Genomic DNA, 21,733 nt, shown 5'->3' with positions numbered 1-21,733 from the left:
CATGTACCGGCTTACGCGCAAATGGCGACCATTATAAACACCGTCTTGCGCACTAATTGGCTATCCACTTACCGGCTTCGTCATAATAGAAGCATCTTTCATATCCATAAGCATTCCAGAGAAAATCCATCTGCTCGGCTACAACGGGTTCATAGTTGTCGGAATTTTCATATTCTGAGATCAAAGATGGAGGTAAAGACAAAGTATCACGTTCGTACTCATGCGTCATCTCGAACGCTCTTGAAGGATCGACCGCTAACCCAACCCCAGCCATACTAGAAAACGAAATTTTTATCAGAAAGGGTGGCGAGGCATCAATTTTCCTCATGCCCTCCATATATGAGTTCAAAGAATTTGTGAGGTGAGTGGGTAGTGCCATAGAAGGTATCAGACGCTTTGAATTACGGCTCGAGATTGAATCAAAACTTACTGCTTCAACAGAACCGTTTCGAAATATCTGTGTATAGCCAGTGCAAACACTTCCCCCGCTATCAACTCTAAACCCCTCAAGATTGAACCGCCCAGATGATCCATATGTACCAATCGGTCTGAAACATGATGAATGCTCTTTCAAAGTAGCCATATCAATTCGGCGGTCTGCACCAAAATCTGACAAAGGAATTAAATGCATAACCATAGCGCTATCTGTAGCAGGATTAGGAATCATGCCATCGTTTGCTTGAATCCTTAGGAAACGTTCATTGGAAAATGATTTTGCCCGCTCTTCTATTGTCCGTTGCTCACCAAACTGCATCCGCAGTTCTTCAAGTGACAACTCATAAGTGCCAGCAGCATTCCTTGAAAAGAAACGGTTCCAATTTTTGAAAATTACACGGTGAGGAGGATTGTAACTTCGAGGTATTTGGATTGCTATTACGTGCCCATCATCGACTTCGATGCTCTTCATGAGAAAACCTACGATTTTCGGTTCAATAGCAGTGCGGATAATGCCATCAAGGCGAAGTAGCTCTGCATCTATGTCTACACCTTTGACCGGGGATACGCTTGCCGCTGCGCCATCTTCTTCCCTAACACCAATGATCATGTGGCCGCCCAAGCAATTAGAAAAGGCGCTTACGTCCTTTAAGAACTCCCTCTTATCGGCGTCTGTGCCTCCGTATGTATCTCTCTTGAATTCTAAGTAGATGGATTCGGTAGCTCCTGCTTCGATGAGAGTCTGAATTGTTGTTGCGTCTATATCGTCAAAGTTCTTTCCGATGAGCATAGAGGTTCCGGTTTTTGGCTACTTCGAAATTGAATAGGCGTTTTAAATCATGCGGTTGATCTTTTCGCCAGTGTATATTCGTCAACATGCCGACTCGTTGTCCAACCGAGAGGCTATTGGACTTGGCCTGAGTTGGTTGTGATGCACTGTTTTAATGGGCGCAACGGACCACAGAAGGTTGCCGATGCAGCGAAGGTCCGCTTGGTGGCCCGACCTGCTCAAGTCCCGCTTGAGTTTGTCCGGGGCGTTGCACACCCGTGTCCAAAAGCTTCCGCCGCGCGATACCGTTGTGATCCAATAGGCACACTTCAATCTTTGTCACAGTGCTTCCGTATTGCTTCCGGCAAGCCGCACGTCACGTAGCGCATTCTGAACGACTCCGTGTAAATAATTGTTTTCAGTGAAAAAAGTGGTGAGCCGTGCAGGATTCGAACCTGCGACCCACTGATTAAAAGTCAGTTGCTCTACCAACTGAGCTAACGGCCCACTCTTTTGTTGGATCTGTTGATCCGTGGCGCTCTTTACGGCAATTCCCCGACCGGGTTCAAGCCCTTATTTTGCGCCTCGTTTCGCCGTAACAACGCGTGTTTCCGGCAACCCGATAGGCGGCCTAATTAGGCAGGTGGCGCTGGAGGGTCAACCCCTTTTTTGAGGAATCTTCGCGACAGGGTGGATTCATGTTCGGACCGACGTTATATGCCCGCCATGCAACAGAGACTCGACACCGGACTGCCCTTCATAAAGATGCACGGGCTGGGCAATGACTTTGTCATTGTTGACGCACGCGCACAGGATGCCCCGATCACGCCGACGCTGGTCCGGGGAATCGGGCATCGGCAATTTGGGGTGGGATTCGATCAGTTGGCCGTTATCGAAAAGGGTGAAGCCGACGCGCATCTGGTGTTCTACAATTCCGATGGATCAACCTCTGCCGCCTGCGGCAACGCCACCCGCTGTATTGCACGGTTGCTTATGGATGAGACGGGTCGCTCTGCCCTCAAGCTCACCACGGAACGGGGAACCCTTCATGCGCGGGATGCCGGCGATGGGCTCACCTCGGTCAACATGGGGCACCCGCAGCTGGACTGGCGCGAAGTTCCTCTGGCAGAAGAGATGGACACGCTGGAATTGCCGATCGAAGGCACCCCGACGGCAACGGGAATGGGCAACCCGCATTGCACGTTCTTCGTTGACAACGCCGAAGCGATCCCGTTGGCAGAATTCGGCGCGCGTTACGAATACCACCAGCTTTATCCCGAACGCACTAATGTCCAGGTGGCCCAGGTCATTGGTCCGGATCACATCCGTATGCGCGTATGGGAGCGCGGAGTAGGCATCACTCTGGCATCTGGGTCTTCGTCCTGTGCAACGGCCGTGGCCGCCGCGCGACGGGGGCTGACCGGGCGCAAAGTGCGGATTGATTTGGATGGTGGCACGCTTTGGGTCGACTGGCGCGACGATGGTGTCTGGATGACCGGCCCGACATGTCACGTTTTCTCTGGCACTCTGACGCCTGAATTTCTGAGGTCTCTGGGATGAACCCGCCCAAGTTCACCACGTTGGGCTGCCGCCTGAATGCCTATGAAACTGAGGCGATGAAAGAACTGTCGCAACAGGCCGGTCTGACAGACGCTGTGGTGGTGAACACATGCGCCGTGACGGCTGAGGCCGTGCGCAAGGCCCGGCAGGAAATCCGCAAGCTACGGCGCGAGAATCCGAATGCCCGCCTGATCGTCACAGGCTGTGCCGCCCAGACCGAGCCCGAAACCTTTGCGCAGATGGACGAGGTCGATGCGGTCATCGGCAACACCGAAAAGATGCAGCCCGAGACCTGGCAAGGCATGGCGACTGATTTCATCGGTCAGACCGAGGCGGTGCAGGTGGATGACATCATGTCGGTCACCGAAACGGCCGGCCATCTGATCGACGGATTCGGCACCCGCTCGCGCGCCTATGTGCAGGTCCAGAACGGTTGTGACCACCGCTGTACCTTCTGCATCATTCCCTATGGCCGGGGCAACTCGCGCAGCGTGCCGGCCGGTGTGGTGGTGGATCAGATCAAGCGGCTTGTCGACAAGGGCTATAACGAGGTCGTGCTGACCGGGGTCGATCTGACATCCTGGGGCGCCGACCTGCCCGCAAGCCCCAAACTGGGCGATCTTGTCATGCGCATCCTCAAGCTGGTGCCCGACCTGCCGCGCCTGCGCATCAGCTCGATCGATTCGATCGAGGTGGACGAGAATCTGATGCAGGCCATCGCAACCGAGCCGCGCCTGATGCCGCATCTGCACCTGTCGCTTCAGCACGGCGACGATCTGATTCTAAAGCGCATGAAACGCCGCCATCTGCGCGACGACGCCATCCGCTTTACCGAAGAGGCACGCAAGCTGCGCCCCGACATGACCTTTGGTGCGGATATCATCGCAGGCTTCCCGACCGAGTCCGAAGCGCATTTCGAAAACTCGCTGAAGCTGATCAGCGACTGCGACCTGACTTGGCTGCATGTCTTCCCCTATTCCAAGCGTGAAGGCACACCGGCAGCTCGCATACCGCAGCAGGTGAATGGAACGGTCATCAAGGATCGCGCCGCCCGCTTGCGCGCAGCAGGCGACGCTCAGGTCACAAAGCACTTGTCACAACAAATCGGCAAAACCCATCACATCCTGATGGAAAGCCCGCACATGGGCCGAACCGAGCAATTCACCGAAGTGTCCTTTTCGGCCCCCCGGACCGAGGGCGAGATCGTGACGGCGGCAGTCACCGGTCATACTCAAACCCAGCTGATCGCGTGATGGCGTCGGCTGCCGGCGGCATTCATTGCCCGGTCACGGCAGCGAGGGCGGCCGTGTCGTAGAATTCCTGATATTCGCAGACCCGGTCGCCGCAGAACTTGCAAATGACAACGACCGGCGTTTCGACCTTCTGGCCGCTGGCTTTGTGTGTCCAGGCCGTGACGCCCACCCCGACGACCCGGTCGTCCTGGGCTATGGTGTCCTTCAACGTCCAGTGGACCATTTCGAAGGCATCCGTCAATTCCTTCAGATATTGGTGCATCTGACCCTGCCCCTTGCGGGCGCAACTGAAGTCCAGCCCGTTTTTCCCTTCGCCAAGGGACCGGATGCAGATATCGTCGGTCGTGTAGTCGTCCCACATTTTCAGGTTCGAACCCTTGGATTCGTTCCATCTGGAAAAGGCCTCGCGCAGTTTCGCGGCATTCGACAAAGCGTTCATGACAATTCACTCCAAAATGACTTCTACAATGAAACCAGCGTCGTGTTGCACGGGGTTCGCGTCAAGGAACAAGTTGTCGAGCGGTTTCAAAGAAAAAGCCCCGCGCGACGCACGGGGCCTTTTTAATTTTCTTAAACCTACCCTGACGGATCAGACCGATTTCTTGCCCTTATGCGGAGCCCACAGGCGCTTGTTGACCAGATAGAGAAGTACCGACAGAACGGTGAGGAAAATCACGCCAACAAAGCCGGCGTTCTTGCGCTCCATCATCTTCGGCTCGGCCGCCCACATCAGGAACGCCGCGACGTCCTCTGACATGTGTTCGACAGAGTTCGAGTGCCCGTCAGCAAACTCGACCTGTTCATCCGCCAGCGGCGGTGCCATCGAAATCCAGCCGCCGGGGAAGGCCTTGTTTTCGTAGAGGACAGTGCCTGCCTCTTCCTTCTCTTCACCAGTATAGCCGTCCAGCAGTGAGGCGATGTACTCGGCTCCGCCCATGCCTTTGACCAGCTGATTGATGCCCAGACCGTAAGGTCCGTGGAAGCCCGCGCGGGCCTTGGCCATCAGGCTCAGGTCCGGTGCGCCGACACCGTTGTTGGCCGGGAAGTGGTCAGTCGGAATCGCCGGGCGGAAATCGTCCAGCTCGGGGTCGAACACTTCGAAGTTGCCCGCTGCATAAGCGATAACTTCTTCTTCCGAATAGCCCAGCGCTTCCAGATCGCGCAGAGGCACATATTGCAGACCGTGGCAGGCTGCGCAGACCTCGGTATAGATCTGCAGGCCGCGCTGCAGCTGATGCTGGTCCCAGGTACCGAAGGGACCTTCGAACGAGAAGTCGAAGTCTTCGATATGCTGCTCACCCCCACCTGCTGCAATGGATGCAACAGGGGTCAGGGCCAAGGCAAACGCGGCGCCGATTGCAAGTTTCTTGAACATGTTTCCGGTCCCTCTTCTTACTCGGCCGGCGTGGCTTTGGCGTCAGCCTTGCCATAATGCGCGTTGAAGTCTTCTTCGATGGTCTCGGGCTGTGCCAGAGGCTTCTCGATCACTCCGAGGATCGGCAGGATCACGAAGAAATAGGCGAACCAGTAGGCGGACGCGATCAGCGAGAAGGTCGCATAGGGCTCTTCCGCGGGCATCGCACCCAGCCACATCAGGGCAAAGAAGTCGATGACCAGCAGGTAGAACCACCATTTGAACATCGGACGGTACTTGCCCGAACGCACGTTCGAGGTGTCCAGCCAGGGCGCCAGCGCCATGGCCAGGATCGCACCGAACATCGCCAGAACACCGAAGAACTTGGCATCAATGATACCGCCGGTGATGAAGCTGGCGAATTGAACGACCCAGACCTCACCGGTGAACGCGCGCAGGATCGCGTAGAACGGCAGGAAGTACCATTCGGGAACGATGTGTGCAGGTGTCACCAGAGGGTTGGCTTCGATGTAGTTGTCCGGGTGGCCCAGATAGTTCGGCATAAAGCCCACGACGGCCCAGAACACGACCAGGATCACGGCTAGGGCGAAGAGATCCTTGATCACGAAGTACGGCCAGAACGGCAGCGTGTCTTTCTCGGCCTCAGCTTTCGAGCCCCGGCGCACTTCAACACCTGTCGGGTTGTTGTTGCCGGTGGTGTGGAAGGCCCAGATATGCACCACAACCAATGCCGCAATGATAAACGGCAGCAGATAGTGCAACGAGAAGAAGCGGTTCAGCGTGGCGTTGTCCACGGCGGGCCCACCCAGCAGCCAGGTCTGCAGCGCGTCACCAACAAACGGGATCGCACCAAACAGGCCGGTGATCACAGTCGCACCCCAGAAGGACATCTGACCCCAGGGCAGAACATAGCCCATAAAGGCGGTGCCCATCATCATCAGATAGATCAGCATACCGATGATCCACGTGATCTCACGCGGGGCTTTGTACGAGCCGTAGAACAGGCCGCGGAACATGTGGATGTAAACCGCCACAAAGAACAGCGACGCGCCATTCATGTGCAGATAGCGGATAAAGTGACCGCCATTCACGTTGCGCATGATGTGCTCGATGCTGGCAAAGGCCAGATCGACATGCGGGGTATAGTGCATCACCAAAACGATACCGGTGATGATTTGCAACGCCAGGCAGAACGCCAGAACGATGCCCCAGATCCACCACCAGTTCAGGTTCTTGGGGGTCGGGATCATAAGGGTATCGTACAGCAGGCCGACAATCGGCAGGCGGCTGTTCAGCCACTTCTCGCCGTTTGTCTTCGGCTCGTAATGATCGTGGGGAATTCCGGACATAAGTTTGGGTCTCCCTTAGCCGAGTTTGATTGTGCTGTTGTCCACCCATTCTGCGGGCGGGACAGGCAGGTTCTCAGGCGCGGGGCCTTTACGGATACGACCGGCGAGGTCGTAGTGCGAGCCGTGGCACGGGCAGAACCAGCCACCGAAGTCGCCGGCATCCCCCAGAGGCACACAGCCGAGGTGCGTACAAACGCCCATCTGAACGATCCAAGCACCCGGCGCTTCGCCTTCCGGTGACGGCATGACACGGTTTGCGTCAGTCGCAGGTGCATCTGCGCTCAGGTTGAAGTTGCGTGCCAGCGGATCTGGCAGCGCATCAACACCTTCGGCGTCCTGTTCCTGGGCTTCCTGAATCTCGGCACCGGTGCGGTGACGGACAAAAACGGGTTTTCCCAGCCATTTTACCGTCAGTTGCGTGCCCGGCTCGACGCCGCTCACATCCACACGGATCGAGGACAGCGCCTGAACGTCTGCCGACGGGTTCATTTGGTTGATCAGTGGCCATACGGCTGCACCCGTTGCAACGACACCTGCGCCGCCAGCGACGTAGTACAGGAAATCTCTGCGGGTGCCTTCGTGGTCTTCTGCGTGGGACACGAGGTTATCTCCGATTATCTGGCGCCCGCGGACGGGCAAATAGCTCGCGCACCGCACGAATGCGGTGTCTTAACCGCGCTTACTATCGGGGAGAATAGTGTTCGTCCAGCGTTCATAAACGCGCAATACGCCGCATGTGTCCCTTCATGCACGTGACGAGGGGCTTTTTTTGGTGATTCTCGTCCGCAACTTTGCCTGCGACTTCGAATCAACGGGGGTTGATTCGAACTTCGAACTCAGTTTTGCAGGCGAAATCCAGCCCGATTCTGACCACCAGCCGGCCAATCATTTGAGAGCGTATTCTTGACAATCAGCATCGCGAAGCAGCGATTGTCTGCTGGGTAAATCATATTTGCCAAATAGATGATTTAAATCGAAAATTGAGCGCAATTACACAGTTGCACTTTTTGCGTGAATACCGGACAGCGCAAAAACGCGCGAACTCCTGCAAGGAGACCCCAATGTCAAAAATCACCCTGGCCACTGCGATACTCACATTGGCCCTGTCCTCGCAAACACTTGCGGCAGGTGATCCAACGAAAGGCGAGGCGATGTACAACCGCTGTTCATCGTGTCATGCGATCATCAAGGACGGCGAAGTACTGGTCAAAGGCGGAATCACCGGCCCGAATCTCTATGGTGTCGTCGGACGTGTCGCCGGGTCCGAAAATGACTATCGCTACGGCAGCGAGCGCCTGCCGGTCGGTATGTTCACCGATGACATGATCCGTGCCGGCGAAGAAGGTCTGATCTGGACCGAAGAAAACATTGCCGCCTATTCCAAAGACCCCATCGGTTTCATCAAAGAGTATCTGGATGACGAAACCGCCCGCCCGAACATGAGCGTCAAGCTCAGGAAAGGCGCGGAAGATATCGCCGCCTATCTGGCAACTTTCAGTTCCGAGTAATCCTGTTTCCCGGTGCTGGTTACGCCTTGTGCATCAAGGCGGCCAGCTGACCGGTTTCACTGCCAAATCCGCCGGGCACTTTGTCGGCAGCAGCGATTCTTGCATCCTCCGGCTTGTTCTGGCCCAGTTTCCAGGTGCCCTGGATATCCTCTACCTGCATCCGGCATGGTACGATCATCCGCATCATTCTGGCCAACGCGTCATCAGACATTTTCCCGGTGACCCATGGCGCTTTGGGCAGCAGTCGATCTTCAAAGAATGCCGTTTGTCGATCCAGCAAATCACGCAGCTCGTCCTGCGGGCGCAGTTCAAGCCGTCCGGTCAGGTGCACGGCAACATAGTTCCAAGTCGGAACCTGATCGGCGACACCGTACCAGTCGGGCGAGACATAGCCATCAGGCCCCTGCACCGCGATCCTGACCTCTTTCGGCCCGTGCAGCATACGGGCAATCGGGTTTGATCGCACCAGATGAAGATCGACCACCGCACCGTCCTCAGACAGCAGAAAGGGCACGTGACTGATCAATGGCGCGCCGTCGCCGGAAATCGCCAGAACGCCAAAAGCCCGGTCGCGGGCGAATTCAATATGACGCGCACGATCCTCGGCGCGGAAGGCTGGATTTGGGTGCATGGGCGACCTCCTGCCAAATCTCTTGCAGATGGGGTTGGTTCTTGGCAAGGTCTGCCTCGTTCTCAGGGCGGGGTGGAATTCCCCACCGGCGGTATGCGGGCCATGACCCGTAAGCCCGCGAGCGGCTCTGCCGTGTCCACGATCCGAAAGGCAGGAGCCGGTATTCGGACAAAGTGTGGAACCACGAAAGAGTGTCAGCAGATCTGGTGAGAGGCCAGAGCCGACGGTCAAAGTCCGGATGGAAGAGAACGTGCAAGTCGTGCCGGTGAACCGGCGCGCCTGCTCGTGATCGCCTTGGGTGACGTGTCATGCCGGGCTGGCAGCAAAGGTTTTCGCGACCGCCAGCAGGCCACCGAACTGAAAGGAGATCACGATGACACACACCCGCTATGCTTTTGTCAAAGCCAACTGGCATTCCGACATCGTCGACCGCGCGCTGGACGGGTTTCTTGAACTGATCCCGGCCGATCAGGTCGATGTTTTCGACGTTCCCGGCGCGTTCGAGATGCCGCTGCTGGCCCGCGATCTGGCCCAAACCGGCCGCTACGCGGCTGTCGCCTGCGCCGCATTTGTCGTGGATGGCGGCATTTACCGGCACGACTTCGTGGCGCAGGCCGTCGTGGACGGGTTGATGCGCGCCGGCATGGATACCGGCGTACCGGTCCTGTCCGTCTCCCTGACGCCGCACCAGTATCAGGAAACCGATCATCACAACGCCATCTACCGCGCGCATTTTGTTGAGAAAGGCCGCGAAGCCGCACAAGCTGCGCTGAAAATCACAGCGACCCGAACGGCGCTGACGCAGGCCGCCTGATCTTCATCTTCTCAAAACTACTCATTCGCGCCACCGCAAGGTGGCGCGCACCAATTCGCAAATCCCCTTGAGGCTCACGGCGCTCCCCGCTAATCACGATCCCAAAGGAGCCCGCCCCATGTCGATGAACAGTTTTGGCCATCTATTCCGTGTCACCACCTGGGGTGAAAGTCATGGACCCGCCTTGGGTGCCACTGTTGACGGCTGTCCGCCGGGTGTCGCGATCGACGAGACCATGATCCAGCACTGGCTGGACAAGCGCAAACCGGGGCAGAACAAGTTCACCACCCAGCGGCGCGAACCCGATCAGGTGAAAATCCTGTCTGGTGTGTTCGAAGGGCAGACCACCGGAACGCCTGTGCAACTGATGATCGAGAACACCGATCAGCGCTCGAAAGACTATGGCGATATCATGGAAAAGTTCCGCCCGGGGCACGCCGATATCACCTATTGGCAGAAGTACGGGATCCGGGATTATCGCGGCGGCGGGCGGAGTTCTGCACGCGAAACAGCATCACGTGTTGCTGCGGGTGGATTGGCGCGTGAGGCGATCAAACAGATTGCGCCCAACGTGCAGATCACCGGATACATGACCCAGATCGGGCCGCATAAGATCGAGCGCGACAATTTCGACTGGTCCCAGATCGAGCAGAACCCGTTCTGGACACCGGATGCGCAAGCCGCCGAGAAGTGGGCCACCTATCTGGACGATCTGCGCAAGTCCGGCAACTCGGTTGGCGCAATTGTCGAAGTTGTGGCGCGCGGCGTGCCCGCAGGGCTTGGCGCGCCGGTTTATGCCAAGTTAGACACTGATCTAGCCGCTGCGATGATGTCGATCAACGCGGTGAAAGGCGTCGAAATCGGCGAAGGCATGGCCGCGGCTGAACTGACGGGCGAGGCCAACGCGGATGAGATTTTCATGGGCCAGAATGGCCCACAATACAGCTCGAACCATGCGGGCGGGATTCTGGGCGGCATCTCAACCGGACAGGACATCGTCGTGCGCTTTGCGGTCAAGCCGACCTCGTCTATTCTGACCACACGCAAAACCATCACCAAATCAGGCGAAGAGACCGAGATCATCACCAAGGGCCGTCACGACCCTTGTGTTGGTATTCGCGCGGTCCCGGTAGGAGAGGCGATGATGGCCTGCGTGATCCTCGACCACCTGCTCTTGCATCGCGGCCAGATCGGAGAGAACCGTGGACGGATCGGCTGATCTGCGCTCCCGCCTGCGGGCTGTGGTCGCACATCGCATGGAAACGGATCCGGCCCATGATCTGGCCCATCTGGATCGTGTTTGGACCAACGCCCGGGCCATCGCAGATGATCAAACCGATATGTCCGTGCTGCTGGCCGCAAGTTACCTGCACGATCTTGTGAATCTGCCCAAGGACGATCCCGCCCGGCATCTTGCCTCGCGCAGATCCGCAGCTGAATCAGAGCCTATTCTTAAGGAAATCGGGTTTGAGGCCGATCAGGTCCGTGCGATCCAGCACGCGATCGAAGCCCATAGTTTTTCGGCCGATATCCCCCCTGAAACGATCGAGGCACGCATTCTGCGCGATGCGGACCGCCTTGACGCCCTAGGCGCCATCGGTATCGCCCGCAACTTTTCCGTTTCCGGAGCCTTGGCGCGTACTCTTTACGATCCGGCGGACCCTTTTGCCCAAGCCCGGCCACTGGATGACCTTCATTTCTCGCTCGACCACTGGAAGGTGAAACTTCTGCGCCTGCCAGGTGACATGTTGACCGAAACCGGAAGGCGGATTGCAGAACAACGCACCGCTCGCATGATCCGCTTTCTTGAAGAATTCGCCGAAGAGATCGGCTGTTCCTTGCCGCAATCCTGGGTGAATTGCTGAATCCACCCGTTGATCTTTGCCCGTCAAAGACGCAGGTTCGCGCCGATGACAAAACCCTTAACTTCGCATCGACCTCTGCTTGCCGTAACGCTGAAGCTGTGCGCCTTGTTCCTGTTCACGTCGATGTCCGCGCTGGTCAAAGCACTTTCAGATGAATTCCCGCCGGGCCAATTGGTGTTTTTCCGATCCCTGTTCGCAATCCCCGTGATCATTCTTTGGCTCATCGCGCGGGGGGAGTTGTCGAAAGGCTTTGTGGTCAAGAAACCCATGGGCCATTTCTGGCGCGGTGTTCTGGGGACAAGCGCCATGGGTCTTACCTTTACCGGCCTCAGCCTGTTGCCCCTGCCGGAAGTTACTGCCATCGGCTATGCGACACCGATCTTCACCCTGATTCTGGCCGCCGTCATGCTGGGCGAACGGATTCGGCTTATCCGTATCGGCGCTGTGGCTTTGGGTCTGCTGGGCGTCCTGATCATGATATGGCCACGTATTGGCACCACCAAGATGGAACTCGCCGCCACCATCGGCGCGTTATGCGTGTTGGGCGCAACCCTCGCCCGTGCCTTCGTTCAGATCCATATCCGGCAATTGGTCAAGGTCGATCACCCTGCGGCCATCGTGTTCTATTTCTCGATGACCGCGACGCTCCTGTCCGCTCTGACAGCATTCTGGGGATGGACGATGCCCACATGGAATCAGGCTCTGATCATAGTCATGATGGGCCTGATCGGCGGCGTCGCGCAGATTTTGGTCACATCTTCCTATCGGTTTGGCCAGGCCTCGATGCTGGCGCCTTATGACTATGCAACCATGCTTTTTGCGATCGTGATCGGCTATGTCTGGTTCGACGAACTGCCAACGCTTGCAATCCTGATCGGGGCCGCGCTGGTGATTGCAGGCAATGTTGTCGTCATCTGGCGCGAACACCAGTTGGGGCTGGAGCGCGGCAAGGCCCGGTCGGTTACAGACCCCAAAGCGTGACTTTACCTTTTGCAATCTTTCCCTAGGTTGGGCCGAACAGTCAAAGAGGTTCCCAAATGAGCGACGCGCAGGATCACAAGGAAAAGATGCAGAAGGTGCAGGCCCAGCACCGCAAGAAAGTGTCCGAGGCCGTGGATCCAGGCCGCGGTCTGGTCCTGATCAATACCGGCAAGGGCAAGGGCAAGTCCTCGGCCGCGTTCGGCGTGGTCATTCGTGCCTTGGGCTGGGGCCAGAAGGTTGCTGTGGTGCAGTTCATCAAGGGCAAGTGGAAAACCGGCGAGCGCCGTTTCTTCGAAGAGCGCGATCTGGTGACATGGCATACGATGGGCGAAGGTTTTACCTGGGACACACAGGACCGGGAACGCGATATTGCGGCTGCCAACGCCGCCTTTGACAAGGCCCGCGCCCTGATGTCCAGCGGCGAATACGATCTGGTTGTGCTGGACGAGATCAACATCGCCCTGCGTTACGAATACCTGTCGGTCGAACAGGTCATCGAAGGTTTGAACACGCGTTCGGAAAAGACCAGCGTATTCCTGACTGGTCGCGACGCGCCGAACGCGCTGCGTGACTATGCTGATCTGGTCACGGAAATGACCGAGGAGAAACACCCGTTCCAAGCGGGCATCAAAGCACAGCGCGGCGTGGATTTCTGAAGCAACGTTGCTGCAAGGCTGGCGGTGCATAGCCGCCAGTTCCGATTATCGCCCTGCTGCGTTGACCGATTCTGTCATGTCGCAGGTTCCGGGAAACGCTGGCATGTTCGGTTGGCGAAAGCCACAAGCGACATCATCACCGGTACTTCGACCAGGACCCCCACGACCGTCGCCAGTGCCGCGCCGGAATGAAGACCGAACAAGCTGATTGCGACGGCAACGGCCAGTTCAAAAAAGTTCGATGTCCCGATCATGGCACAGGGCGCTGCGATCCGGTGGGGAACCTTCAGCGCATAAGCGGCGCCATAGGCAATGGCAAAAATCCCATAGCTTTGGATCAGAATGGGAACGGCGATCAGAACGATGACCGTAGGTTTCGCCAGAATGGTCTGACCTTGCAGGCCGAACAAGATGACCACGGTTGCAATCAATCCCATGACGGACCACAGTTTCACCCGCGAAGAAAAGGCTTCTATCGCTTGTTTAGAGCCTAATCTGCGGCGGGTGATCAACCCGGCGGCAAGCGGCAGCACCACATAAAGGACCGTGGCCAAGACCAAAGTCTGCCACGGCACTTCGATGTCGGTGACATCCAGCAAAAAGGCCACGATCGGCGCAAATGCCACGACCATGATCAGATCATTGACCGAGACCTGAACCAGCGTGTAAGTCGCGTCGCCTCTGGTAAGCTGCGACCACACAAACACCATGGCGGTGCAAGGGGCGGCCCCCAGCAGGATCAGACCGGCAGTGTATTGCGCGGCATCTTCGGGCGCGATCCAGGGTGCGAAGACATAGTCGAAAAACAGGACGGCCAGCAGTGCCATGGTGAAAGGCTTTATCAGCCAGTTCACTACCAGCGTCACAATCAGACCACGTGGCTGGCGGGCGATTCCGGCGACTGCGCCGAAATCGACGTTGACCATCATCGGGTAAACCATTGCCCAGATCAGCACCGCCACCACCAGATTGACGCTGGCGATTTCGGCGCTTGCCACCAGGTGCACCAGCCCCGGCGCGGCCAGCCCGATCAGGACGCCACCGATCATCGCAAGTGCAACCCAGATCGTGAGATACCGTTCAAAAATGCTCATGACAGCGCCTCAGTCGTTTGATCCGTAAGTTTGCCAGAGGTCAGCGCGGCAAGCCCGACCATCACGGCCGCCGTGCCCAGCACCATGGGCAGCCCTCCGACCTGATAGGTCAGGCCAGACAAGACGGTGCCGGCCAACCGCCCCGTCGCATTTGCCATGTAGTAAAAGCCGACATCCATCGTCACACGCTCGGACCGGGTGAAGGCAAGAATCAGATAGGAATGCAGCGATGAATTGACCGCGAAGATCGCACCAAAGACCAAAAGCCCGACGACCAGTGTCAGGGTCAGCCAGGTCTCGGGCCCATTTGACAGCAAAACTGCCTGTGTCAGAGCCGCAGGAACGCAGAACAGGATCGCCGCCCAGCTGCGTGCGGCACGGATCAGATCACCTTCGGTTCGATCTGACGCACGAAGAATCCTTGGCGCGTTGGCCTGCACGGCGCCATAGAGGATGATCCACACCGCCATGAATGTTCCGATCATGAAGAACGCGGCCCGATTGCCCTCTTCGGTGCCATCTGAAAGAACAGCATAGAAATAGATCGGGATGCCGACCACGAACCAGACGTCCCGCGCGCCGAACAGGAAGACACGCGCCGCGGACAACCAGTTTACATTCGCGGACTTTGAAAAAACCTCAGAGAACTTTGCGCCCTTGCGTCCCTTCGGAAGGCCCGCTGGCATGAACAGCATCACCGCGACCAGGATCACCGCCAGAACGACGGCCATGGCAAGCACTGCCGGAACGAAGCCCAGCGTCGCAAGCATGGCGGCACCCAACAGGAATCCCAGCCCTTTGACCGCGTTTTTCGAACCCGTCAGAACCGCAACCCATCGAAACAACGCGCCTCCTTCGGAGGGTGCCAGCAATTTGACCGCCGATTTTGAAGACATCTTGGCCAGATCCTTGGCTACTCCACTGGCCCCTTGCACGATCATGACAAAAGTGACCGAAGCCGCGACGGTCCAGTTCGGGTTAAGCTGCGTCATGGCGAGCAACGCGACGATCTGCACCCCCAGCCCAGCATAGAGGGTCGAGGTCAGCCCGAACCGTGTTGCGATCCAACCGGCGGACAGGTTGGTGACAATCCCGGCGATTTCATAAAGCACAAAAAGATAGGCAAGCTGCACCGGTGAAAAGCCCAGTGTGTGAAAGTGCAACAGCACCAACATCCTGAGCGCCCCGTCGGTCAGCATGAAGGCCCAATAGGCAGCCGTGACCGCGATATAAGCCGACAGTCCTTCGGGGCGTTGCGTCACAATGATGCCCCGACCATCAGCGCGACATCCACCAGCCGATGCGCATAACCCATCTCGTTGTCGTACCACGCATAGATTTTCACCTGCGTCCCGTTCACAACCATGGTCGAGGGCGCATCGACGATCGAAGAGCGTTCGTCATTGGTGTAATCGGTGGACACCAGCGGGCGCGTCTCATAGCCCAGAATGCCCTTCAGTTCGCCTTCGGCAGCGGCTTTGAAGAAGGCGTTGACCTCTTCAACCGTGGTTTCACGCTCAACCTCGAACACGCAATCGGTCAGCGAAGCGTTCAGCAATGGCACCCGAACCGCATGGCCGTTCAAACGACCTTTGAGTTCCGGATAGATCAGAGTGATGGCCGTGGCCGACCCGGTCGTGGTCGGGATCAAAGAGTTCAGGGCCGAGCGTGCGCGCCTGAGATCCTTGGCAGGCCGATCCACAATTGTCTGCGTGTTGGTTACGTCGTGAATCGTCGTCATCGATCCATGGCGGATGCCCAGGTTTTCGTGAATGACCTTCACGACAGGCGCAAGACAGTTTGTCGTGCACGAGGCCGCCGTCACGATCCTATGCGCCGCGGGGTCGTAGGTTCCGTCATTCACACCCATGACGATATTGGCCGTCGGCCCGTCCTTGACCGGAGCAGAGACAACAACCTTCTTCACCCCAGCGTCAAAATACGGTGCCAGCTTCGCTTCGGTCTTGAACACGCCGGTGCAGTCGATCACCACGTCAACACCGTCCAGCGGCAACGCGCTCAGGTCTTTTGTGCCAACGAACGGCAGGCGGGTACCGTTGACCGTGATGCTGTCTGCATCATGGTCGAATTCCGCGTCCCAGCGCCCATGCACGGTGTCGAACTCCAGCAGATGCGCATGCATCTCGGGATCACCGACGGCATCGTTGATCCAGGCTATCTTTGCGCCTTTTTCAAGCAAGGGCTTCAGGGCCAGTTTTCCCATACGGCCAAGGCCGTTCAGTGCGTAGGTGGTCATTTCGTTTCCTCGGTAGGCGTACGCCCGATTTCATCGACGGCGGATTGCAATGCGATCCGGTCAAGGCTTTCGACCGGCAATGACGAAAAGGCCTGAATCCGGCGCTTCAGTGCACCATAGGCGGTTTGAAAGGCCAGGCTTTTCTCGGCGTCGGTACCTTCGGCCTTAACCGGATCTTCCACGCCCCAATGGCCACTTATCGGTTGACCCTCCCAAGCCGGGCATTCCTCGTTGGCGGCCTGATTGCAGACAGTAAAGACAAAATCCATGACGGGCGCGTCCGGCGCCGAAAACTCGGACAGGTTGTTCGGCCGCAGGCCCGAGATATCGTGCCCCTTGTCGTGCAGAACCTGCACCGCAAAGGGATTGAGTTCTGAACTGGGCCGCGTCCCGGCCGAATAGACGTTGAACCGGTCGCCGCCGATCTGTCGCAGCAAGGATTCGGCAAAAATCGAACGGGCCGAGTTGCCGGAACAAATGAACAGCACATTGACCTTTCGGTTCGTCGCGGTGTCTTTTGGAAAGGGCATGCAGATATCCGGACGGCCACGGCAGCAATCCATGATCAGGAAATCCAGCATCTGCTGCACAGTTTTCATTTCAATCGAATAGAGCAGAGACGTCCCGGATCGTTCCTGTTTCACCAATCCCGACCGCTGCAATGCATTCAGGTAGTTCGACATGGTACTGGGTTTGATATCCAGCTCCGCCGCCAGCTCGCCTGCGGGAACCCTGTCAGGAAACCGTCGCATCAACATGCGAAACACGGTGATGCGCTGCGGGTGGCCAAGGATGGTAAACTGATCGATTATCTTTTCTATCATATTTCATGAAATATTGAAATAAAGAAGATGGGTCAATTTCATTCCGCATCGTCACAAAAAATTCACGGATCAGAGCGCCAATTTGAAAGACTGGCCGCAGGCCTTCGGTTCACAACTCGAGGCCCAGCCATGCTGAGCAACGTCAAAACGGTTACGACCGGGCTTGCAGGCGCCAGACTGACGGTTTAAACGAAACTTCGCATCCGGTCATAATCAGTTCCATATGACCTAAGGTGCCGCTGTAGCTCAGCTGGTAGAGCACGTCATTCGTAATGATGGGGTCGGGGGTTCGAGTCCCTTCAGCGGCACCAGATATATCCAGGTCAAACGGAATTCGGCCCTCGCAACCTCCGCTGCCCTGCCGACTGGCGCGCTAAGCGCGTTTCTCTCCGATCGAGGCAACACCCAGAACGTCCAGAACTTTCGCTTCGATATGCTCGGCATTCATGCCGGCCACCACATACATGTCCGCGGGGCTGGCTTGATCGATGAAAATATCAGGCAAAACCATCGAGCGGTATTTCAACCCCCGATCAAATACACCTTCATCCGCCAAAAGTTGAGCGACATGGCTGCCAAAACCGCCAACGGCCCCTTCTTCTATGGTGATCAACGCCTCGTGGCGGGATACCAGATCCAGGATCAGGTCACGGTCAAGAGGTTTGGCAAAACGAGCATCGGCAATCGTGGGCGTTATGCCTTTGGCTGAAAGGGATTCCGCCGCCTTCTGAACCTCTGCCAGACGTGTACCGAATGAAAGCAAAGCCACCCGCGCACCTTCCCGGATAACGCGGCCCTTGCCGATCTCCAGAACCTCGCCGCGTTCGGGCAAGTCCACCCCGACACCTTCGCCGCGCGGATAGCGGAACGCAATGGGGCCTTCGTCATGCGCGGCGGCGGTCGCCACCATATGCATCAGCTCGGCCTCGTCTGCGGCAGCCATGACGACCATACCGGGCAGGTTGGCCAAATAGGCAATGTCGAACGACCCCGCATGGGTGGCGCCGTCAGCACCGACCAAACCTGCCCGGTCGATTGCAAAACGTACGGGCAGGCGCTGAATCGCCACGTCATGTACCACCTGGTCGTAACCACGCTGCAGAAAGGTCGAATACATTGCGCAAAACGGCTTCATTCCTCCTGCGGCAAGCGCAGCCGAAAACGTCACGCCGTGCTGTTCGGCAATCGCCACATCAAAGCAACGTGACGGATAGCGCTCGGCGAACAGGTTGAGGCCAGTTCCGTCGGGCATCGCAGCAGTAACGGCAACGATCTTGTCGTCACGCGCGGCCTCATCCACCAGCGCCTTGCCGAATACAGACGTATAAGAGGGCGCGTTTGAAGGTGCCTTCTTTTGCTCCCCAGTAACCACATCGAACTTGGCCGTGGCATGGCCTTTGTCGCGGGCCTGTTCGGCGGGGGCATACCCCTTGCCTTTTTTCGTCAATACATGGATCAGAATCGGCCCGGTTGCCCGTGCTTTGACCGTACGCAGAACAGGCAGCAGCTGGTCCATGTCATGGCCATCTATCGGGCCGAGATAGGAAAACCCAAGCTCTTCGAACAGCGTGCCGCCCACCGCCATGCCTTTCAGCATCTCCTTGGCGCGCTTGGCACCCTCCCGGAATGGCTCGGGCAGCAATGAGACAGCGCCTTTTGCAGCAGCTTTCAGATCGTGAAACGGTTCTTCGGAATAGATACGCGATAAATAGCTGGACAACGCACCAACTGGCGGCGCGATGCTCATCTCGTTGTCGTTCAGAATGACGATCAGACGCTTTTTTAGGTGGCCTGCATTGTTCATCGCCTCAAAGGCCATGCCCGCAGACATCGAACCATCGCCGATCACCGCAATTGCGTCGCCCAGCCCTTCGGGCGTGACACCACCCAGATCCCGTGCGACAGCAAAACCCAAAGCAGCGCTGATCGACGTGCTGGAATGCGCAGCGCCAAATGGGTCATAGGGGCTTTCGCTGCGCTTGGTGAAACCGCTGAGGCCATCCTTCATGCGCAATGTGCGGATGCGATCACGTCGTTCGGTCAGGATTTTGTGCGGATAACACTGATGACCGACATCCCAAATGATCTTGTCTCGGGGCGTATCAAACACAGCGTGCAACGCGGTGGTCAGTTCAACGACACCCAAGCCGGCCCCCAAATGCCCGCCGGTCACGGCAACCGCCGAAATTGTTTCGGCCCGCAACTCCTGTGCGACCTGGTGCAGCTGCGCGTCCGAGAACTGCTTGAGATCCGCTGGGCGGTTCACAAGATCCAGCAAGGGCGTATTGGGGCGGTCAGACATGTGTCGCGTTCCTGGCTTAGCTGTCCCGGGCAATAACGAAGCGGGCGGCTTCCTTCAAGGTTTCCGCCCTCGGACCAAACCCGTCCAAAGCGGCGCAGGCCTGATCCACAAGTTCACTTGCGCGGGCTTTGGCAGCAGGCAGACCCAAAAGCGAAACAAAAGTGGCTTTCCCTGCCTCGGTATCCTTTTGCAATCGCTTGCCCGCCTTTTGGGCATCGCCTTCGATATCAAGGATGTCATCTGCGATCTGAAAAGCAAGACCCATTGCCCGGGCATATCGGCGCAACGGGTCAGGATCGGATCGGGCCATAACGGCGCCAACGCAGGCAGACCACTCGATCAGGGCGCCCGTCTTGCCGGCCTGAAGACGCGTGATTTCGTCCAGCGTCAGCGGATTGGCGGCCGTTTCCGCCGCAATGTCCAGCGCCTGTCCCAGCACCATACCTTGTGCGCCGCTGGCTTTGGCCAGGGTCAGGGCAAGGTCTGCGCGAATGTCTGCGGACCCAACCTGCGAACAGGTGCAAAGTTCAAAAGCAAGCGTCTGAAGGGCATCCCCGGCCAGAACAGCCGTGCCCTCATCCCACTCTACGTGAACGGTGGGCCGCCCGCGGCGCAGGTCATCGTCATCCATGCAGGGCAGGTCGTCATGCACCAGGGAATAAGCGTGCAGCGCCTCTATGGCCGTGGCCGGCCAGATCGCCCGGTCTTCTTCAACATCGTGCAGTCGGGCACTTTCCAATGCTAGAAACCCGCGCAGCCGCTTTCCGCCTCGGGTGGCATATGCCATGGCCCGGGTTACATCCACGTCTGCAAACGCGCCCAAAACCAGATCAAAATGGCTTTGAATGCTGGCAGCATCCTGCGCAAGTCTTTCGGGGAACATTCACATACCTTCGACAGGCGTCGTACCGGTCGGCTGACCACTGGCGTCCAGAGTGATCGCTGCGACTTTTTCTTCCGCGCGCTTCAACTCCTCCTCGCACCGCTTTTTCAGCGCTGCGCCGCGTTCGTACAGCGCAATTGATTGATCCAGCGCGACATCGCCACGTTCCAGCTGGCCGACCACGGCTTCAAGCTCTTTCATCGCCTGTTCGAATGTCATCTGGTCTACGGGAGTCTGGGTCATCGGGCTGCCTTTATCAATTCTTCCACATGGGCGCGTGTGGCCTGGGCCAGTGCGTTCAGATCATACCCGCCTTCCAGAGTCGAGACGATACGACCGTCGCAAACCTCGTCGGCAATCCTGCACAGCTCTGCGGTGATCCAGGCGAAGTCATCAGTGGCCCAGTTCAGATTGGCCAGCGGGTCGTCCTGATGGGCGTCGAACCCGGCGGAAATGATGATCAGTTCCGGCCTGAAGGCCCGCAAGCGCGGAAAGGCCTTCGTTTCATAGGCGGCACGCATCTCGACGCCGCCACTGCCGGGCGCCAGAGGGATGTTGAGAACCGTATCATGAACACCCGTTTCCTCGGGCCGGCCCGATCCGGGCCACAAAGGCATCTGCTGGCTGGTTATCACCAATGCCCGCGCTTCATCCCACAACAGGTCCTGGGTTCCATTGCCGTGATGCACGTCAAAGTCGACCACGGCCACACGATTCAAGCCGTGATGGTCCAGCGCATGTTTCGCCGCCAATGCTGCATTTCCAAACAGGCAGAAGCCCATGGCCGTTTCGGTTTCCGCATGGTGCCCCGGCGGGCGAATGGCACAGAACGCGTTCGATGCTTCACCGCCCAAAACCAGATCAACGGCCCGCACCGCCGCACCCGCCGCGCGGTATGCTGCGTCCACCGATCCCGGAGACAGGAACGTATCCCCGTCGATCTGTGCGAATCCGTCCGCAGGGCGCGCGGCCCGAATGTCGCGGATATAGCTCTCGGGGTGAATGCGCAGAAGATCGTCATCCGCAGCCAGCGGAGCCGTCACCCGCTTCAGCTCCAGCGCTTCCAATGCATGCAATATATGCTCCAGCCGCGCCACCCGTTCCGGGTGCCCGTCAGGTGTCACATGGCCCAGACAATCGGCGTGGGTCAAAAGGGCGGTTGTCATTGGGATCCCAT

The 21,733-nt window shown here is 57.7% G+C and carries 22 protein-coding genes, 2 tRNA genes and 1 riboswitch; of the genes, 9 read left to right on the top strand and 15 right to left on the bottom strand.

The window, feature by feature from the left end; genetic code table 11:
• Positions 1-52: 52 nt before the first annotated feature.
• Positions 53-1,225 (bottom strand): ATP-binding protein, encoded by a 1,173-nt coding sequence (locus tag I9185_RS16595; protein WP_210093609.1) that lies wholly within the window; start codon positions 1,223-1,225, stop codon positions 53-55.
• Positions 1,226-1,635: 410 nt separating this feature from the next.
• Positions 1,636-1,711 (bottom strand) — tRNA-Lys (locus I9185_RS16590).
• 210 nt (positions 1,712-1,921) lie between these two features.
• Here I9185_RS16590 and dapF point away from each other — a divergent pair.
• Complete coding sequence (gene dapF / locus I9185_RS16585) at positions 1,922-2,764, top strand: diaminopimelate epimerase (protein WP_210093608.1); 843 nt, start codon at positions 1,922-1,924, stop codon at positions 2,762-2,764.
• Positions 2,761-4,017 (top strand): tRNA (N(6)-L-threonylcarbamoyladenosine(37)-C(2))-methylthiotransferase MtaB, encoded by a 1,257-nt coding sequence (gene mtaB, locus I9185_RS16580; protein ID WP_209835146.1) that lies wholly within the window; start codon positions 2,761-2,763, stop codon positions 4,015-4,017. Before dapF ends, mtaB begins: the two co-directional genes overlap by 4 nt.
• A 22-nt stretch (positions 4,018-4,039) precedes the next feature.
• Here mtaB and I9185_RS16575 read toward each other — a convergent pair whose 3' ends face one another.
• The 4 genes from I9185_RS16575 to petA all read right to left on the bottom strand — a co-directional run bounded on the left by I9185_RS16575 (position 4,040) and on the right by petA (position 7,341).
• Entirely contained in the window at positions 4,040-4,456 is a 417-nt protein-coding gene (locus tag I9185_RS16575) for a nuclear transport factor 2 family protein (RefSeq protein ID WP_171724761.1), read from the bottom strand.
• Positions 4,457-4,606: 150 nt separating this feature from the next.
• Complete coding sequence (locus tag I9185_RS16570; RefSeq protein WP_171724762.1) at positions 4,607-5,392, bottom strand: cytochrome c1; 786 nt, start codon at positions 5,390-5,392, stop codon at positions 4,607-4,609.
• Between the two features lie 17 nt (positions 5,393-5,409).
• A complete protein-coding gene (petB, locus tag I9185_RS16565) occupies positions 5,410-6,741 on the bottom strand; it encodes a cytochrome b (protein ID WP_171638457.1) in 1,332 nt (443 codons plus the stop codon).
• Positions 6,742-6,756: 15 nt separating this feature from the next.
• Positions 6,757-7,341 (bottom strand): ubiquinol-cytochrome c reductase iron-sulfur subunit, encoded by a 585-nt coding sequence (petA, locus tag I9185_RS16560; RefSeq protein ID WP_152459513.1) that lies wholly within the window; start codon positions 7,339-7,341, stop codon positions 6,757-6,759.
• Between the two features lie 461 nt (positions 7,342-7,802).
• Here petA and I9185_RS16555 point away from each other — a divergent pair, with 461 nt between their 5' ends.
• On the top strand, positions 7,803-8,249 hold the full coding sequence (locus tag I9185_RS16555; RefSeq protein WP_210093607.1) for a cytochrome C: 447 nt from the start codon (positions 7,803-7,805) through the stop codon (positions 8,247-8,249).
• Positions 8,250-8,268: 19 nt separating this feature from the next.
• Here the strand turns inward: I9185_RS16555 and I9185_RS16550 are convergent, their stop codons facing one another.
• The gene (locus I9185_RS16550) at positions 8,269-8,880 is read right to left on the bottom strand and encodes an FMN-binding negative transcriptional regulator (RefSeq protein ID WP_210093606.1); all 612 of its coding nucleotides are present in this window, start codon (positions 8,878-8,880) and stop codon (positions 8,269-8,271) included.
• Positions 8,881-8,934: 54 nt separating this feature from the next.
• Positions 8,935-9,134, top strand: a riboswitch (FMN riboswitch).
• Between the two features lie 119 nt (positions 9,135-9,253).
• On the opposite strand from I9185_RS16550, the gene I9185_RS16545 reads away from it, so the two are divergent.
• The 5 genes from I9185_RS16545 (at position 9,254) to cobO (ending at position 13,196) form a co-directional block, all read left to right on the top strand.
• Entirely contained in the window at positions 9,254-9,694 is a 441-nt protein-coding gene (locus tag I9185_RS16545; RefSeq protein ID WP_210093605.1) for a 6,7-dimethyl-8-ribityllumazine synthase, read from the top strand.
• 118 nt (positions 9,695-9,812) lie between these two features.
• Complete coding sequence (gene aroC / locus I9185_RS16540) at positions 9,813-10,913, top strand: chorismate synthase (RefSeq protein WP_209835144.1); 1,101 nt, start codon at positions 9,813-9,815, stop codon at positions 10,911-10,913.
• On the top strand, positions 10,897-11,559 hold the full coding sequence (locus I9185_RS16535; protein ID WP_210093604.1) for an HD domain-containing protein: 663 nt from the start codon (positions 10,897-10,899) through the stop codon (positions 11,557-11,559). The genes aroC and I9185_RS16535 overlap by 17 nt, the downstream gene beginning before the upstream one ends.
• Positions 11,560-11,604: 45 nt before the next feature.
• On the top strand, positions 11,605-12,540 hold the full coding sequence (locus tag I9185_RS16530) for a DMT family transporter (RefSeq protein WP_210093603.1): 936 nt from the start codon (positions 11,605-11,607) through the stop codon (positions 12,538-12,540).
• 56 nt (positions 12,541-12,596) lie between these two features.
• A complete protein-coding gene (cobO, locus tag I9185_RS16525; RefSeq protein ID WP_171638445.1) occupies positions 12,597-13,196 on the top strand; it encodes a cob(I)yrinic acid a,c-diamide adenosyltransferase in 600 nt (199 codons plus the stop codon).
• 74 nt (positions 13,197-13,270) lie between these two features.
• On the opposite strand, the gene arsB is transcribed toward cobO, so the two are convergent.
• The 4 genes from arsB to I9185_RS16505 are packed head-to-tail and all read right to left on the bottom strand — an operon-like array spanning position 13,271 to position 17,371.
• Complete coding sequence (gene arsB / locus I9185_RS16520) at positions 13,271-14,290, bottom strand: ACR3 family arsenite efflux transporter (RefSeq protein ID WP_210093602.1); 1,020 nt, start codon at positions 14,288-14,290, stop codon at positions 13,271-13,273.
• Positions 14,287-15,552: an organoarsenical effux MFS transporter ArsJ gene (arsJ, locus tag I9185_RS16515; RefSeq protein WP_210093601.1), complete on the bottom strand. Its 1,266-nt coding sequence runs from the start codon at positions 15,550-15,552 to the stop codon at positions 14,287-14,289. Before arsJ ends, arsB begins: the two co-directional genes overlap by 4 nt.
• Positions 15,549-16,547 (bottom strand): ArsJ-associated glyceraldehyde-3-phosphate dehydrogenase, encoded by a 999-nt coding sequence (locus I9185_RS16510; protein WP_171726000.1) that lies wholly within the window; start codon positions 16,545-16,547, stop codon positions 15,549-15,551. Before I9185_RS16510 ends, arsJ begins: the two co-directional genes overlap by 4 nt.
• Entirely contained in the window at positions 16,544-17,371 is an 828-nt protein-coding gene (locus I9185_RS16505) for a helix-turn-helix domain-containing protein (protein WP_210093600.1), read from the bottom strand. The genes I9185_RS16510 and I9185_RS16505 overlap by 4 nt, the downstream gene beginning before the upstream one ends.
• A 235-nt stretch (positions 17,372-17,606) precedes the next feature.
• Between I9185_RS16505 and I9185_RS16500 the strand changes: the two genes are divergently transcribed.
• A tRNA-Thr gene (locus I9185_RS16500) sits at positions 17,607-17,682 on the top strand.
• Between the two features lie 62 nt (positions 17,683-17,744).
• Here the strand turns inward: I9185_RS16500 and dxs are convergent.
• From dxs to I9185_RS16480, 4 genes are read right to left on the bottom strand one after another with little or no spacing between them, the layout of a single operon-like run.
• A complete protein-coding gene (gene dxs / locus I9185_RS16495) occupies positions 17,745-19,673 on the bottom strand; it encodes a 1-deoxy-D-xylulose-5-phosphate synthase (RefSeq protein WP_210093599.1) in 1,929 nt (642 codons plus the stop codon).
• 16 nt (positions 19,674-19,689) lie between these two features.
• A complete protein-coding gene (locus tag I9185_RS16490; RefSeq protein ID WP_210093598.1) occupies positions 19,690-20,556 on the bottom strand; it encodes a polyprenyl synthetase family protein in 867 nt (288 codons plus the stop codon).
• On the bottom strand, positions 20,557-20,799 hold the full coding sequence (locus tag I9185_RS16485; RefSeq protein ID WP_152459693.1) for an exodeoxyribonuclease VII small subunit: 243 nt from the start codon (positions 20,797-20,799) through the stop codon (positions 20,557-20,559).
• Positions 20,796-21,722: a histone deacetylase family protein gene (locus I9185_RS16480; protein WP_210093597.1), complete on the bottom strand. Its 927-nt coding sequence runs from the start codon at positions 21,720-21,722 to the stop codon at positions 20,796-20,798. The genes I9185_RS16485 and I9185_RS16480 overlap by 4 nt, the downstream gene beginning before the upstream one ends.
• Between the last annotated feature and the right edge of the window lie 11 nt (positions 21,723-21,733).

Origin of the sequence: Ruegeria sp. HKCCSP346 (assembly GCF_017872595.1) — a bacterium.
Taxonomy (GTDB): Bacteria; Pseudomonadota; Alphaproteobacteria; order Rhodobacterales; family Rhodobacteraceae; genus Ruegeria.
Note: the sequence above shows the minus strand (reverse complement) of the source record. Positions and strands in the feature narration are given on the sequence as shown.

Bases quoted from the DNA above. Each gene is read 5' to 3' on its own strand.
- I9185_RS16595 (WP_210093609.1), bottom strand. From the start codon at position 1,225: ATGCTCATCGGAAAGAACTTTGACGATATAGACGCAACAACAATTCAG.
- dapF (WP_210093608.1), top strand. From the start codon at position 1,922: ATGCCCGCCATGCAACAGAGACTCGACACCGGACTGCCCTTCATAAAG.
- mtaB (WP_209835146.1), top strand. From the start codon at position 2,761: ATGAACCCGCCCAAGTTCACCACGTTGGGCTGCCGCCTGAATGCCTAT.
- I9185_RS16575 (WP_171724761.1), bottom strand. From the start codon at position 4,456: ATGAACGCTTTGTCGAATGCCGCGAAACTGCGCGAGGCCTTTTCCAGA.
- I9185_RS16570 (WP_171724762.1), bottom strand. From the start codon at position 5,392: ATGTTCAAGAAACTTGCAATCGGCGCCGCGTTTGCCTTGGCCCTGACC.
- petB (WP_171638457.1), bottom strand. From the start codon at position 6,741: ATGTCCGGAATTCCCCACGATCATTACGAGCCGAAGACAAACGGCGAG.
- I9185_RS16555 (WP_210093607.1), top strand. From the start codon at position 7,803: ATGTCAAAAATCACCCTGGCCACTGCGATACTCACATTGGCCCTGTCC.
- I9185_RS16550 (WP_210093606.1), bottom strand. From the start codon at position 8,880: ATGCACCCAAATCCAGCCTTCCGCGCCGAGGATCGTGCGCGTCATATT.
- I9185_RS16545 (WP_210093605.1), top strand. From the start codon at position 9,254: ATGACACACACCCGCTATGCTTTTGTCAAAGCCAACTGGCATTCCGAC.
- aroC (WP_209835144.1), top strand. From the start codon at position 9,813: ATGTCGATGAACAGTTTTGGCCATCTATTCCGTGTCACCACCTGGGGT.
- I9185_RS16530 (WP_210093603.1), top strand. From the start codon at position 11,605: ATGACAAAACCCTTAACTTCGCATCGACCTCTGCTTGCCGTAACGCTG.
- cobO (WP_171638445.1), top strand. From the start codon at position 12,597: ATGAGCGACGCGCAGGATCACAAGGAAAAGATGCAGAAGGTGCAGGCC.
- arsB (WP_210093602.1), bottom strand. From the start codon at position 14,290: ATGAGCATTTTTGAACGGTATCTCACGATCTGGGTTGCACTTGCGATG.
- I9185_RS16510 (WP_171726000.1), bottom strand. From the start codon at position 16,547: ATGACCACCTACGCACTGAACGGCCTTGGCCGTATGGGAAAACTGGCC.
- I9185_RS16505 (WP_210093600.1), bottom strand. From the start codon at position 17,371: ATGATAGAAAAGATAATCGATCAGTTTACCATCCTTGGCCACCCGCAG.
- dxs (WP_210093599.1), bottom strand. From the start codon at position 19,673: ATGTCTGACCGCCCCAATACGCCCTTGCTGGATCTTGTGAACCGCCCA.
- I9185_RS16490 (WP_210093598.1), bottom strand. From the start codon at position 20,556: ATGTTCCCCGAAAGACTTGCGCAGGATGCTGCCAGCATTCAAAGCCAT.
- I9185_RS16485 (WP_152459693.1), bottom strand. From the start codon at position 20,799: ATGACCCAGACTCCCGTAGACCAGATGACATTCGAACAGGCGATGAAA.
- I9185_RS16480 (WP_210093597.1), bottom strand. From the start codon at position 21,722: ATGACAACCGCCCTTTTGACCCACGCCGATTGTCTGGGCCATGTGACA.